At 71.9% G+C, this 13,761-nt stretch carries 10 protein-coding genes; all 10 read right to left on the bottom strand.

The features are described 5' to 3' along the window. A partial coding sequence (locus tag GWK16_RS25360) for a sugar phosphate nucleotidyltransferase (RefSeq protein ID WP_248291503.1) occupies window positions 1-223 on the bottom strand: 223 nt, incomplete at its 3' end. A gap of 34 nt (window positions 224-257) precedes the next feature. Then, the gene (locus GWK16_RS19305) at window positions 258-1,364 is read right to left on the bottom strand and encodes a glycoside hydrolase family 71/99 protein (protein WP_170055614.1); all 1,107 of its coding nucleotides are present in this window, start codon (window positions 1,362-1,364) and stop codon (window positions 258-260) included. Next, window positions 1,361-2,557 carry a polysaccharide pyruvyl transferase family protein gene (locus GWK16_RS19310; RefSeq protein WP_170055615.1) on the bottom strand — a complete coding sequence of 399 codons (1,197 nt, stop codon included), beginning with the start codon at window positions 2,555-2,557 and terminating at the stop codon, window positions 1,361-1,363. The genes GWK16_RS19305 and GWK16_RS19310 overlap by 4 nt, the downstream gene beginning before the upstream one ends. Before the next feature lie 110 nt (window positions 2,558-2,667). After that, window positions 2,668-3,111 carry a hypothetical protein gene (locus GWK16_RS19315; RefSeq protein WP_170055616.1) on the bottom strand — a complete coding sequence of 148 codons (444 nt, stop codon included), beginning with the start codon at window positions 3,109-3,111 and terminating at the stop codon, window positions 2,668-2,670. Window positions 3,112-3,162: 51 nt separating this feature from the next. Further along, window positions 3,163-7,035 (bottom strand): glycoside hydrolase family 99-like domain-containing protein, encoded by a 3,873-nt coding sequence (locus GWK16_RS19320; RefSeq protein ID WP_248291504.1) that lies wholly within the window; start codon window positions 7,033-7,035, stop codon window positions 3,163-3,165. Window positions 7,036-7,082: 47 nt separating this feature from the next. Then, window positions 7,083-8,417 carry an HlyD family type I secretion periplasmic adaptor subunit gene (locus tag GWK16_RS19325; protein ID WP_170055617.1) on the bottom strand — a complete coding sequence of 445 codons (1,335 nt, stop codon included), beginning with the start codon at window positions 8,415-8,417 and terminating at the stop codon, window positions 7,083-7,085. Next, window positions 8,414-10,081 carry an ATP-binding cassette domain-containing protein gene (locus GWK16_RS19330; protein ID WP_170055618.1) on the bottom strand — a complete coding sequence of 556 codons (1,668 nt, stop codon included), beginning with the start codon at window positions 10,079-10,081 and terminating at the stop codon, window positions 8,414-8,416. Before GWK16_RS19330 ends, GWK16_RS19325 begins: the two co-directional genes overlap by 4 nt. After that, on the bottom strand, window positions 10,078-11,781 hold the full coding sequence (locus tag GWK16_RS19335) for an ATP-binding cassette domain-containing protein (RefSeq protein WP_170055619.1): 1,704 nt from the start codon (window positions 11,779-11,781) through the stop codon (window positions 10,078-10,080). Before GWK16_RS19335 ends, GWK16_RS19330 begins: the two co-directional genes overlap by 4 nt. Before the next feature lie 17 nt (window positions 11,782-11,798). Beyond that, window positions 11,799-12,509, bottom strand: coding sequence for a hypothetical protein (locus tag GWK16_RS19340; RefSeq protein ID WP_170055620.1), 711 nt, complete (start codon window positions 12,507-12,509; stop codon window positions 11,799-11,801). Continuing rightward, window positions 12,472-13,761 carry a glycosyltransferase gene (locus GWK16_RS19345; RefSeq protein WP_170055621.1) on the bottom strand — a complete coding sequence of 430 codons (1,290 nt, stop codon included), beginning with the start codon at window positions 13,759-13,761 and terminating at the stop codon, window positions 12,472-12,474. Before GWK16_RS19345 ends, GWK16_RS19340 begins: the two co-directional genes overlap by 38 nt.

Below are 13,761 nucleotides of genomic sequence, written 5' to 3' on the forward strand. Positions count from 1 at the left end.
GCTTGTCGTACACCGGCAGCAACTGCTTCGACGCCGCCAGCGTCATCGGATGCAGCCGCGTCCCCGATCCTCCCGCCAGCAGGATGCCCTTGGTCACGAGGCTGTCCGCCGGCGTGGCGCGCACCGGCCGGCTATCCGCGAAACCACCGGGGTTGCTGTCTGTCGGATCCACCGGCTGGCGTGCAGCGGGGTGGTCCGTTCGCAGCGACACGATGTCCATCATTCTTCCCGATCCCGTCTTGCGAGCGGCTGTGCGGTCATCGCGCCAATGCATCCCGCAAGGCACGAAGCCGCGAATCATCGAAGGGCCGCGTCGGGACCAGCCAACCGCCCTCATCATTCTCATTCCACGCGTAGATGAGACCCAGGCCCGCGGAGGCCTCATGGTTCCGCGACCAGTCCCGACAGCGTGCGACGTGGGCGGCGATCTCGTCCGGCCGGCCCTGTTCGTAATAGAACTGCATGCCGGCCCCGGCGCGCTGCCACGCCTCCCACGGGACCGGATTGGCCACGCGCGGGCGGCGATCCCAGCCCGCCATGGCCGTCGGGACGACCTTGAAGCCCGTGCTCGCCATCTCGTCCCATCGGCGCTCCGCCAGGGTGGCGAGGTCGGCATAGGGTGCGCCGGCGGCACGGCCATCCGCGATCGTATAGGCACCGAGCGCATCGGCGCCGATCTGCCTCGCGAGGCCGGCCAGTTCGGGGCGCGCCATCAGCACGAAGAAGGGATCCGCCGCACCGGCGTCGCGGGCAGCCGCGCGGAAGTCGCGGACGGCGGACTGAAGACCCTCGGGTCCGCCCCATCGCTCGACGACCAATCGCTCGCTGACGAAGCCGAGGAAATAGACGGGGCGGCCGTCCGCGGTCCGGAGATGGTCGGGCGACCGCATCAGGGTCGCGTGCTCGCGGATCAACGCCGCCGGCTGCGCCGCGGTGCCCCAGTTGCGCAGCTCGCAGATCATGCAGAAGCGCATGCCGTCGCGCGCCTGGCTGCTGAGGAACAGCTCCAGGCCCCGCGACATCGCGCTGCCGCGCGGGTAGGCGACGAAGGCGAAGAAATCGAGATGCGCGGACCGCGCCAGGGCGATCTCCCGGTCCATCACCTGTTGCGCGCTGCCGTCGATCCGGATCGACCCGTTGCGGTCGACATCCGCGAAGAAGGGCAGCCGGCGTCGGTACTCGGCGGGCGACAGGCTCCGCTCGACCGCCTTTGTCGTCGGGCTTCCGGGCGCCTGCCAGGCATCCCAGCGGATCGCCCCCATCAGGACCTGCCGGGCCGCCCGCCCTGGCCGCGGCGCGAGCCAGCCGGCAACGCCGCCGGCAAGGACGGCACGCCGCGACAGCAGGAGGCCCGGCTTGGTCATGCGGCGACCGGCGCCACCGCCCGAGCCTCATGGAACTGAAGCCCCAGGCCATTGCGGTCGAGGAAGAGGCGCCATTCCATCGTCAGCCGCGCGAACTGCGCGATGAACGGCGCGTAGTCGAGCTCGCCGGCGCGCTCCAGGATCTCCTCGACCGGAACCTCGCGGTCGAGCAGGACGTGCGGGAGGCGCATCAGCTCGCACAGCTCCCGGGTGCGCATGTCATGGACGAGGAAGAGCGCCGGCGTGCCGGCGAGCAGCGCGGCGACGTTCCCATGGAAGCGGGAGCCGATGGCGGCGCTCATCGTCTCCATGCAGCCCACCCAGTCTTCCACCGAAAAGAAGACGCGCATGCGCCGCTCGAGGAAGTTGCGCAGGTCGCTGCGCGAGGCCGAGACGCCGAAGAGCGTCGCGATCTCCTGCATCGCAGAGGCATAGCGACGACCGTCGCCCGCCATCATCGCGGCGATCATGTCGAGCTCGGGTCGCTCGTTCTGGATGATGTAGTAGGCGTTCTCGGACAGCAGCCGCTGGAACAGTGCGTTCTCCGAGATGCGCATGGCGTCCGGATACAGCGCATGCCGCCGGACGTTGTTGGAGAAGTTGAGCGCCACCTTGTCCCGCGACGGGACGGCCACGGCGAGCCGCGCGAGGATATCGGTCCGCATGCCGAGCATCGACGGGCAGCCCGTGATGCTGGTGTTGCGGATGCCCATGTCCCACAGCACTTCGGCGGTGAAGGCCCCGCGCACGCCGATCGATCCGCTGCGATCGGCCATCAGGCGCAGGAAGCGCTCGGTGCCGGGCTTCAGCGCCGGCGTCTCGCCCGGACGCAGTTGCGATCCCAGCCCGAAGCAGAAGATCGGGAGCTTGGTCCGCGCGAAGTAGTCGGCATGCGCGGTCAGGTCGACACCATTGCCGACGAAGTTGGACGCCGGAACGAAGACGACGTCGAAATGCTCGTGCAGCCGCTCGGCCGGAATGGCGGCGAAGCCCGGATGGAACGCCTTGTGCGCGCAGTCCAGGCCATGGAACAGCCCATGGCCGATGAACAGATTGCCCGTATTCGCCCCGGTCGCCTCGAGGCGCCGGACCAGGTCATGGTCCGACGCGACATGGGCAGGCGCGCCCCAGAAGCAGACGCGCTTGCCCGGGGCTGCGACCTGGAACAGCCGCGTCGACGCCGGATCGGTCATGGTACCCCCCTCCTTGTCATGAAGCATCGCGTCCGCCCGGCGCGTACCGCGGTGGCCAATGGCCACCGCGGCGACGTCGCCGAGCCTCGGCGGTGCTGTGAGCAACGCGCTCACGCATCCTCGAGAGCGCGCTTCCACTGCAATGCGTCGGCTTCGTAGCGCGGGCTCGGGCTGCGCCATTCGGTGGCGCCGGCCATCGCGAAATGCTCCCGCGCCGAGCCGAGCCGTCCGGACTTCACGGCACTGGCGACATCCGGATAGGAGCGGAGGTACCAGCGCTCATCGACCTCGGGCGTGCCGCCCTGGCGGCCCTCGAAGTAGCCGAAGCCGATGTAGTGCAGCCGTGCATTCTCGATCGACCCGGAACGCACCGCGTCCGCGACGTCCGGATTGGCGGCGAGATAGCCGGCTTCGTTGAAGTCGCCGTTGGCGACGGCGATCTGGAGAAGGAAGCGGAAGAGCTTGAGCGGCACGGTGACGCCGGTCTCGTTCTTCAGGGCTTCGCGCGACGTGCCGATGCTGTGCAGCACAGTGTCATAGGGCGGGATGTACATGGTTCTCTGCGCTCCTTGTCTGAGATGGCCGATGGCTTGCGTCGAACCGCGTCATGATCCGCGGCTCTTTGTGCGGCGCGTGCTGCGCCGCTTGCTGCGCGGTGATGGCGTCGGCGCACCGAGCTGCGCCGCCACCTCCGCCAGATAGGCGCGCTGCGCTTCGGCCGATCCCGTCGATGCCGGGAAGGCATCGCGGGCGAAGGCCTGGCACAGGGCGATTTCCTCGACATGCCGGCCGGCATCCAGCGCGTGCGTCACGCTGCCGCCATGCCGCCGATGCACGTTCAGCGGCGATGCCTCGTAGGCGACGCGGGCACCGGGCGCTGCCAGCGCCTGGAGGTACAGCCGCCAGTCACCGGCCATGCGGAAGTCGCGCAGCGCCTCGCCGCAGGCGTCCATGGCCGCGAGCAGCGCGTCGCGACGCCAGACCACGGCGCTGACGTTGAGGACGAGGTTCTTCACCGACAGGAAGCGGCCGACGAACTCCTCCGCCGTGAACACTTCGCTCCGCGCCAGGGCGCCCGGTCCCAAGGTCGCATAGTACTGCTTGTAGTCAGGCCACATCGCCTGGCCATCCGCGTGGACCGTCCGGCTGTCGGTGAAGGCGAACCGGATGGCCGGGTCCTCCCGCATCCGCGCGGTCGCGCGCAGCAGGAAGTCCGGGTCGCTGAGGTCGTCCGCTTCGGCGATCCACAGGAACTCGCCCTTCGCCAGCTCCGCCGCCTTGCGCCATTGCGCGAAGACCGATCCGGAGTTCTGCTCGTTGGGCTCGAGGCGGATCTCGCGCCGGTGCCGCGCCGCGACGGCGCGGATCACCTCGAGGCTGTCGTCGGTCGAGCAGTCATCGAGGACGATAACCTCGTTCACCGGCAGGCTCTGCGCGAAGATGGAGCCGAGCCGCTCGGGCATGTAGCGCGCGTAGTTGTAGTTCGGCACCGCGACCGACACGGACGGCAGTTCCGGCACGGCCATGTGCAGCAGGTCCCGCACATAGGGGCGCCAGCCGAAATGGCGCGCTGCAAGGCCCTGCCGCGTGGCGCGGCCACGGCGGCGTTCCTCGTCGTCGTGGCGCGCGCGAATGGCGCCGGCCACCGCCTCGGACATCGCGGTCACGTCGCCATAGGGCACCACGATGCCGGTACCCGTGCGCGCGAGCAGCCCGGGAATGCCGCCGCTGCGTTCGAACGCGACGACCGGCAGGCCGACGGCCAGGGCTTCCAGCGCGACGGACGGGAAGGGATCCTCGCGCGAGGTCAAGGCATAGGCATCGGCCGCCCGCAGGAAGGCGCCGACATCGTCGCGCCGCCCGGGGACATGAAAGGTGCCGGTGGCCTTCGCGTCGGCGATCTCGTCGCCGAGCCAGCCTTCCATCGCCGGATCCATGCCGCCGAGCCAGCACAGATGCACGCGATGGCGGCCGCGCCAGCGCAGCAGGCGCCAGAGCTGGAGGAACAGGTCGAAGCCCTTGCGCATGTCCGCATAGCCGATGCCGAGGACAAGCCGGTCGTCCGGTCCGATGCCGAACTCCTCCCGGATCCGCTCCTCGGCGCCCGCGGGTGCCGTCACATCCTTGTAGATCCCCTGCGGTCGCAGCACGCAGCGGTCGTCCGCGGCGAGGCCGAGAAGGCCCAGCACCTCGTCGCGCACGAAGGGGGCGGGGAAGACGACCTTCTGCGCCGCACCGATGCCGGCCCGCGCCGCGGATTCGAGGTGCTTTTCGCGGATCAGCCGCGGCAGCTCGTGCACCAGCAGCGTCGCGGCAATCCCCGCCGCGCGCAGCGCCGGCACGGCATGGCCCGAGGCCGTCGTGTTGACGATGGCGTGGCGGAAGCCGCGCGCCGCAAGCGCACCGATCCGCGCCGCGGCGGCCGCGGCATCGGCGACCACCGTCGTCGGGGCGACGCGCCGATAGGCCGGTTCCAGCGCACCACCGCCGAGCAGCAGGACCTCGATCTCGCAACCGTAGGTGCGGCGCAGGGTCGTCGCGATGGACAACAGCAGCTGCTGCGCGCCGCCGGGGAAGGCGTCGTGGCCGACCAGCAGGAGGCGCGGCGGCACGTCCTCGCCCAGCCGCGTCACGCCCGTCACCGCCCGGCCCGTCGCGTTCAGGTAGGCGCTGCCGAAATGCAGGTCGGGTTCGAGATAGGCGCCCTCGCACCATTCGTTCCAGGCGTTGACGCAGACGAAGGCCTCGCCGTGGAAGGGGTGCTCGCCGGCCTGTTCGATCAGCGCCGCGAGCCAGGCTTCGTACTTCGCCGGCGTGCTTCCCGTGATGGTCAGCCCGTTGCCCTGCCGCCGCGCATCGTTGTCCCAGGACGGCACCGCCGTCCGGATCAATGGGAAGTCGGGCGTCTTCTCGTCGAGCGAGACGCGCACGACGTCCTCGTAGCGATAGACCTTGCCGGTGAAGTCGGCGTCCAGGATGTCGAGCCCCGTCGCGATCGGCTCGAGATTCTGCGTGAGCTTGTGCGGCGGAAACTCGATCGCGCCGTCGAGGCCATAGGGCCGCGGATCCACGTCGCCGAAGCCCTGCGCCATGACGAGCAGAGGTTCTTCGCCGTGCCCCTCGCGGAACAGGTGCCGCCAGCGCGCGATGGTGGACTTGGCATCCGGGATCAGCGCGGGCCGGTACACCATCAGCAGCGGCCGGCCGCCGACGCGGATGTAGCGGGGGTCGGCGAAATGGCGCGCGAACTCGGCGACCATGCGCTCATCGTCGTCGGGCCGGTAGTCCTGCGAGATCAGCACCTCGCTCTCCGCGCCGTCCCAGCGCCGGGTCCAGTTCTCGTTCGCCCACATCAGGGCGAAGGGCATGTCGATCGACGGATCGGCGAGGAAGCGCTCGACCGGCTTCTCGAGCAGCCGGGTGCCGTTGAACCAGTACCAGTAGAAGACGAAGCCGTGCACGCCGCCCGCCTTGGCCATCTCGACCTGGCGGCGGAAGGTCTCGTTGCCCTCGAGGGAATAGAATCCGAGGTCCCGCGGGACGCGCGGCTGATAGTGCCCCTGGAAGCGGGGCATGCCGCGCGGCACGTTGGTCCATTCCGTGAATCCCGTGCCCCACCACGCGTCGTTCTGCGGGAAGGCATGGAACTGCGGCAGGTAGTAGGTGAGCAGTTTCACTCGCCGCGCCGCATCGCCCGGCAGCGGGCGGAATTCCTCGAAGTCCGGACCTGGCCGCGTGAAGCGGCGCACCTCGCGCGGGATGGTCGGCTCGTCGTCGGGCATCCGGCCGTGAACGCCGGGTTCGTGCCGATGCGCCAGCCAATGGGCGAAGGGATTCTCCGACAGGTCGCCGCGGAGGTAGCGTTGCGCATAGAAGCGCACGTCGAAGGCGGCCGACGGGTTGCGTCCTTCGCGGTAGCCCTGGGTCCAGAAGTGCTCGAACGGGTCGATGCCCGCGGCGGCCACGTCCGGATTGCGGCCGAGGTAGTAGTCGACGTCGAATTCCTGGAGCGGGCTGAAGCGGCCGGTCTCGCGATGCTTCAGCCAATGCGCCAGTGCGATCTCGCCGGCCGCGAGCTGGTACTGCGCGCGATACCAGGCGGGGTCGAAGAAGGGGCTGGGCCGACGTCCCTCCGCCTCGCCATGGAAGGCGTAGTGGAACAGCGGGTTGAGCCCGCCTTCCATGACGTCCGGATGCTGCGCGAGGTACCAGAGCGGATCGAAATACGGGTTCGGCCGGCGGCCTTCCGTGTAGCCCTGCTCGATGAAATGCGCGAAGGGCTCGACGCCCGCCGCGGCGATGTCCGGATGGGCGGCCAGGTAGTAGGCCGCATCGAACAGCCCGCTGTGTTCCAGCACCGCAAGCCGCTGCGGATCGGCCTCCATCGCGGGCACAGGCAGCAATTCGGCGAGACGGACGGGCGTGCCCGGTCCGGCCCCGCGACGCCGTTCCTCGAGCAGGGCGAAGAATTCCGTCATGCGATGAACCTCGTCTTCGGGATGGGGGGCGGGGCGGGCGGCATCGCTCAATCCCTCAGCGCGCGCCGCAGGCCGTCCGAGAGGGGCCGCAGCACGTAATCGAGCGCCGTGCGCTTCTCGCCGAGGACGAATGCCTCCACCGGCATGCCCGGCGCCAGCGTCGACCCGGCCGGCAGGCGCGCGGCGACCTCGGGGGAGACCGCGATGCGGGCGAGGAAGAAGGCGTTGCCCTGCTGGTCGATCTGCCGGTCGGCCGAGACGTAGATGACCTCGGTCTCGATCAGCGGCACTTCCCGCGTGCGGAACGCCACGAGGCGCAGGCGGGCCTGCTGGCCGACGCGGACGTTCTCGACATCGTTGAGCGCGAGGCGCACCTCGGCCACCAGGCGGTTGTCGAGCGGAACGAGGTCGAGCACCGGCTGGCCGGCGGCGATGCTGCTGCCGGGGGTGAAGAAGCGGATGTCGGTCACGATGCCGGCCTCCGGCGCCCGGGCGACGCGGCGCGCCAGGACTTCCTCGGCACCGCGCAGGCGCTGTTCGGCATCGGCACGCAGGGCCTGGGCCTCCTGGAGGTCGCGCGCGACTTCCTGCTGGCGGTTCAGGCGGGTGTTCGCCATCTCGAGTTCCGCCTGCAGGATGCTTTCGCGCGCCTGCGCTTCCTGCGCCTGGTACTGGCCCAGATTGCCGACGAGCTCGGCTTCGGCGCGCTGCAGTTCCCATTGCCGCGTGCGCGTCGCATAGCCGCGGGTGACGAGCTGGCTGACGCCGCCCAGTTCCTCGCGGATCGCCTGGAGGCGCACCGCCGTCGCTTCCTTCTGCGCGGCGTAGGCGGCCATCTGGCCCTGAAGCTGCGCGATTCGCGTGCGGTTCACGCTGATCGCGCCGTCATAGGCCTCCCATCGCGCCGCATAGAGCCGCGTCTCCGCCTCGATCAGCGAGGCGATCGACGGATCCGCACGGCCGGCGTCGCTCGCGCCTTCGGGCAGCTGCATCTCGCGGCTGTCCTGCCGTTCGGCGATCAGGCGCGCGGCGCGCACGGACTGCGCCCAGAAGACGGCCCGCGCCTGCGCGGCAGCGGCATCGGCCTGGGTCGTATCGAGGCGCAGCAGCGGCTGCCCTTCCACCACCTGTTCGCCTTCCCGTACGAGCAGGCTGCGCAGCAGCCCGGCATCGAGCAGCATCACCGTCTTGCGGCGACTCTCCGCGACGAGCGTGCCCTGGCCGATCACCGCGCGCTCGATCGGGGTCACCGCCGCCCAGCCGAGGATGCCCCCGGCACCGACGGTGAGCACGACGAGCGCCGTCGCCAGCAGGCGGCCGAGCTTCGGAGGCGGCAGCGCCGCATCGAAGGCTGCTTCGAGGGCGTCGGCAGCAGCGCTCATCGCAGGACCTCCAGTTCCCAGGCGCCGTCGCCATGCAGGCGCAGCACACGGTCCGCCGTGCCCGACCACGCGCGGGGATCGTGGGACACGAGCAGCAGAGCGCTGCCCTCGGCGCGCACCTGAGCGACGCCTTCCCGCAGCGCGGCGCGGGCGGCGCCGTCGAGCCCGGCTTCGGGCTCATCGAGGACGATCAGACGCGGGGCGCCGTGGAAGGCGCGTGCCAGCGCCACCAGCCGCGACTGCCCGCCCGACAGGCCGGCATCGGGCCCGGCGCCGTTCTCGTAGCCGCGCGGCAAGCGGCCGATCGCGGCATGGGCGCCGACGCGGCGCGCCGCCGCCACCGCGACCTCGGTGTCGCCACCGGCAAAGCGGCCGACATTCTCGATGACGCTGCCTTCGAGCAGCTGCGGTTCCTGCGGCAGGTACCCCAGGCGCGGGCCGATCTCGGCACGCGGGCTGCGCAGCGTGTCGTGGCCATCGAGCAGCACGCGTCCGGCTTCGGGCTCGGCGAGGCCGAGCAGCGCGCGGATCAGCGTGGTCTTCCCCGCACCGTTGCGCCCTGCGAGGACGAGGATGCCGCCGGGCGGCAGGATGAAGGACAGGTCCTCGACCAGCGGGCGCGGCGCGCCCGGCGCGCGGATGGTCAGGTCCTGCACCGCGAGGCCGGGCGGTGCGGCGGGATCCGGCGGCACCGCGGCGGGAGGGCGGCCGCGATGCGCGATGTCGACCAGCCGCCGGGCCGCCGCGATGCCGAGGCTCCAGTCCCGCCAATGCCCGACCAGATGCACCACGGGGCGCGTCGCGAAGTTCACCATGGTCGCGGCGGCGAGCATCGAGCCCGGGGAGATCTCATGGCGTAGCAGCAGCCAGACGCCGGCACAGACGATCGCGATCTGCTGCAGGAAGGTCGCGAATTCGAGCAGCCCGGCGAGCGCCTGCGCCTGGCGTTCGGCGGCGCCTCGGGTCCGCATCGCCTGGGCCTGGGCCGGCGCGAAACGGCCGAGCACGGCCGGCAGCAGCCCGAGGCCGAGCACCATGTCCCGCTGCGTCAGGCGGCCGACGAGGTCCCGCCGGGTCCGCGCCTCGTCCGTCGTCGCCGTCGAGACGACATCGCGCGTCGTCCGGTCGGCGAGCACGCCGAGCGCTGCCTGCAACAGCGCGGCGATCAGGGCCACGGCGAAGAACAGCGGATGCAGCAGCCACAGGAACCCCAGCGCGACCGGGATGGAGAGCAGGTCGAGCACGTCGGCCGGCACCGAGCCGCCGAGCATGCGGCGCAGCTCGGCCACGTCCTGCAGCGCGCGGCCGGCGGCGACCCGGTCCCCGTCCAGGGCGACGCGCACCGTGGCCGCGAGCGCGCCGAGCTGCAGGCGTCGGCCGACCCGCTCGGCCAACCCGGCCAGCAATGCGGCGCGCAGGTGGCGCAAGGTGCCGCCCAGCAGCAGCGCGATCAGGAAGGCGAGGGCGAGCACCCACAGGCTGTCGAGGTTGTGGCTTTCCATCACGCCGTCGAAGGCGTGCATGGTCAGCAGCGGCGTCGTCAGCATCGTCGCCTGGATCGCCACCGACAGCAGGATGCAGACCGCGAGCACCGGGGCCACCGAGGCGGGGGCTCGGCGGGGCAGGCGGCTCGCAGGTGCGGGCAGGCGCAGCGTGGCGCTCATGCGGCCCCCGGGCCTGCCAGGCGGCGGGCTGGTTGCGGCAGGGCCCGGGCGCGCTGGGCACCCGCGAGGAGCGCACGGCGGGCGGCGGGCTCGTCCAGGCGGCCTTCATGCAGCGTGAGGACGCGCCCCGCCGCGCGGACCAGGCCTTCGCGGTGCGAGGTGAAGATGACTGCCGTGCCGGCCGCGGCGAGCGCGGCGATCATGGCGAGGACGGCGGCTTCGCCCTCGGCGTCGAGATAGGCCGCCGGTTCGTCCAGCAGCACCAGGCGCGGCCGGCCATAGATGGCCCGTGCCAGCGCGATCCGCTGGCGCTGGCCCATCGACAGCAGGTTGCGGCCGCCCACGCGCGTGGAGAAGCCGTGCGGCAGCCCGGCGATCATGCGCATCGCGCCGGCGAGTCGCGCCGCGGCGATCACCATCTCCATGTCCGGCTTGTCGTCCAGCCGGGCGATCGCCTCGGCAACCGTCGCTTCGGCGAGCACGGGTTCCTGCGGCAGGTAGCCGATGTGGCGCGCGAGGTCCGTCCGATCCCACTGGGACGTGGCATGGCCGTCGAGCAGCACATCGCCGGCATTGCTGCCCTGGAAGCCCAGCAGCACGCGCAGCAGCGTCGACTTGCCGCAGCCGGGCGGGCCCGCGAGCGCCACGACGTCGCCCGGCGCCACCACGAGGTTCACGTCACGCAGCAGCGGGCGTGCCGCACCGGGCAGGACCAGCGTCACATGGTCCACCACGAGACGGCCTTCGGGACAGGGGAAGGCGCGGGTGCCGGCGGCCGGCGCCGACTCATCGGTCGCGAGCAGGCGTTCGAGCCGCCGCCAGGCCGCGCGCGAGGCGGCCGCGTCCTCGATCTGGCCGCCGATGCGGGAGAACGGATCCATCACCCGCGCCGTCAGGAGCAGCCCGGCCAGCAGGCCGTAGCCGGACGAACTGCCGCCGATCGCCAGCAGCACCCCGACCGCGACCGCCCCGCCCTGCGCCACGGCGTAGAGCGTCGCCGTCGCGGCCTGGGCGAGGCGCACGGTGCCCTGGGCGCGCCGCAACCCGCCGGCGCCGCGCGCCAGCATCGACGCCCAGCGGCCGACCAGCGCCGGCAGCATGCCCATGGCCTCGACCGCTTCGGCGGCACGGGCGGCGTCCGCCACGAGGGCCGCGCCGCGGGCGGAGGCATCGTTCACTTCCACCAGGGCTTCCCGCGTCGCCCGTTCGGCCGCCAGGCCGAACAGCAGGGCGAGGCCCGCCGCGGCGAGGGCGAAGAGGGCGAAGGCCCAGTGGAACACCGTCAGCAGGAGGAGGAGGGCGGGCACCAGCACGATGTCGAGCGCGACCGCCGAGAGCGGCCCCATGACGCCGCGACGCACACCCTCGATGTCGCGCAGCGCCTGTTCGGCCGCCGCTGCCGGCACGGCCGCACGCGCCGTCGCGGCAGCCATGGCGCGCGCCGTGAGCCGCCGCACGAGTTGTTCCGATGTCGCGAGCAGGATGCGTTGGCGCAGCGCCGTCAGGGCGACCGCCGCCACCGCGACCAGGATGAAGCCGGCCGCCAGGCCGACCGCGGTCGGGATGCTGCCGGTCGGCACCACCAGGGCATAGAACTGGACCGTGACCAGCACGAGGGCGAACGGCCCCAGCGCCCCCGCCAGGCCAAGCAGGGCCGCCGCACGCGTGCTGCGTGCCAGCTCCCCTGCCAGTCCGGTCATGGCGGCGGAGGCCATGGTCAGCGGGCAAGCCCGCCCGCAACCGCCAGCGCGGCAACGCCGGCCGCGACGAGCACCAGCACGAGGACGATCGTCCACCCGCCCTGGCGGCGTCGCGGCCGCACGGCGGGTGCCGGCGTCGGCAGGGCGGCGAGCCGCTCGTCCAGCCGGGTCATCCACAGCGTCAGGGTCTCGACCTTCTCCGCCAACTGCCCCTGCGTCCGCAGGAGGGAGTCGAGCTGTCCCCGATCCCCGCCCTCGGGCACGCGGGCGGCGATGCTGCGGATATCCTCGTGCAGGCGGCGCTGGCCCGCCGCGACGGCCTCGACGGCGCGCTGCAGGCCGCCATCGGACAGCGGCTGTTCCTCGGCCGCCGGCCTCGGGATCCGGACCGGGACGGGCATTTCGGTGCCGTCGGCGGCGCGGGCCAGGACGGCAAGATCCGCGCGGCGGCGGATCCATTCCGGCTGGAGCGGAATCTCGAAGGCATGGCAGCCGTCTCCGATCCCCGCCTTGGCGAGGTCGGGCCGCGCGAAGTCGGCGACCGTGCGGAACACCACCTCGCTGCCGAGGCGGATCTCCACCACCACGCGTTCATCGGGCGCGGAGGCGTTCCACACCCAGCCGTACAGGCGATCGGGTGTCGCGTTGTCGACCAGGCCGCGAAGTTCGGTGGTGCGCGCGGACGCGCCTTCAGGCCGCGACAGGGTCGGAGCTGTCTCGGATGGCATGCTCTGTCCTCCTTCCGGTGACGGGGGAGAGGGTTCGATAGAAGGCGAGGTGCTGCGCCGCGGCGGCCCCGAAATCGGGCGGTGCGACGATGCCCTCGACGAGCCGCTGCCAGAGGCCCGGTGTCTCGATCGCGTTGCGCAGGACGGCGGACAGCCCGGCGGCGTCGCCGATCGGGGCCAGCAGCCCATCGACGCCGTCGCACACCAGCTCCGCCATGCCGCCAGCATTGCCGCAGATCACCGGCCTGCGATGGCGGAAGGCCTCGAGGATCACGAGCGGCGCGTTCTCCCACCAGATCGACGGCACCACGACCCAGTCGGCGGCGGCGATCCGCGCGGCGAGCTCGCCGGCGGCATAGGCGCCGTGGTGGGCGGCGTCGGGCGCCGCCGTCAGGGCTGCGGCGAACTCCGCGCGGAAGGCGTCCGACTGCCAGGCGGTGCCGCCATGCACAGCGAGGCCATGCGACACGCCGTCGCGCGTGAGGCGCGCCGAGGCGTCGAGCGCGACCAGCGTGCCCTTGAAGCGATTCACGTTGCCGAAGACGGCGAAGCGGTCCCGTCGGCCGTCCGCGGGCAACCGGTGCGGCGCCGGCGCGGCCGCGGCGACGGCATTGCCGAGGATGTGGAAGCGATCCGCATCCCATCCGGCGGCGACGAAGCGGTCACGCAGGAATCGGCTGGGCGATACCAGCGCGTCGAAGGCCGTGAAGGCGCCGCGGATGCCAAGGTCGCGCAAGGCGAGATCGCCGGGTGCGCGGTCGGGCAGGCAGGTGCGGCACGCATCTTGCGCCGGCCCGGCGCAGCGCCGGCCGTCGGTCGTGAGCAACTGGCCCTCGCGTGGGCAGATGCAGAAATAGTCGTGCAGGGTCGCGACCATGGCCGCCCGCGGCGCGGCACGGCGCAGCATGTCGATGCCTTCCATGCCCCACAGCAGCGGGTGATGCAGATGCACGACATCGGGGGCGAGCCGCTCGATCATCGGCGCGATCGCGGCCAGGCCGTAGACGTCGCCCTGCGACAGGTAGAAGCGGTCGAACTCGTCCAGCGAGACGAGCATCTCGTCGGCCCTGTCGCCCGCGGCCTGCAGCAGCGTGCCGGGACGCCGTTCGCGCAGCAGGGCGGTGACCCCGGCCAGGAAGAGGCCGTCGGCGCCGTGCTCGTCGCGCAGCGCCCGGAACAGGCCGAGGGCGAAGGCCTCGGTGCCGCCGGGCTGCAGCGCCGGATGGTTGTGGGTGAGGAACAGGACGCGCAT

The organism is Neoroseomonas marina, assembly GCF_012927745.1.
Taxonomy (GTDB): domain Bacteria; phylum Pseudomonadota; class Alphaproteobacteria; order Acetobacterales; family Acetobacteraceae; genus Neoroseomonas; species Neoroseomonas marina.

Coding starts and splice junctions, on each gene's coding strand:
- GWK16_RS19305 (WP_170055614.1), bottom strand. CDS start 1,364: ATGACCAAGCCGGGCCTCCTGCTGTCGCGGCGTGCCGTCCTTGCCGGC.
- GWK16_RS19320 (WP_248291504.1), bottom strand. CDS start 7,035: ATGACGGAATTCTTCGCCCTGCTCGAGGAACGGCGTCGCGGGGCCGGA.
- GWK16_RS19335 (WP_170055619.1), bottom strand. CDS start 11,781: ATGACCGGACTGGCAGGGGAGCTGGCACGCAGCACGCGTGCGGCGGCC.
- GWK16_RS19325 (WP_170055617.1), bottom strand. CDS start 8,417: ATGAGCGCTGCTGCCGACGCCCTCGAAGCAGCCTTCGATGCGGCGCTG.
- GWK16_RS19340 (WP_170055620.1), bottom strand. CDS start 12,509: ATGCCATCCGAGACAGCTCCGACCCTGTCGCGGCCTGAAGGCGCGTCC.
- GWK16_RS19315 (WP_170055616.1), bottom strand. CDS start 3,111: ATGTACATCCCGCCCTATGACACTGTGCTGCACAGCATCGGCACGTCG.
- GWK16_RS19330 (WP_170055618.1), bottom strand. CDS start 10,081: ATGAGCGCCACGCTGCGCCTGCCCGCACCTGCGAGCCGCCTGCCCCGC.
- GWK16_RS19310 (WP_170055615.1), bottom strand. CDS start 2,557: ATGACCGATCCGGCGTCGACGCGGCTGTTCCAGGTCGCAGCCCCGGGC.
- GWK16_RS19345 (WP_170055621.1), bottom strand. CDS start 13,761: ATGCGCGTCCTGTTCCTCACCCACAACCATCCGGCGCTGCAGCCCGGC.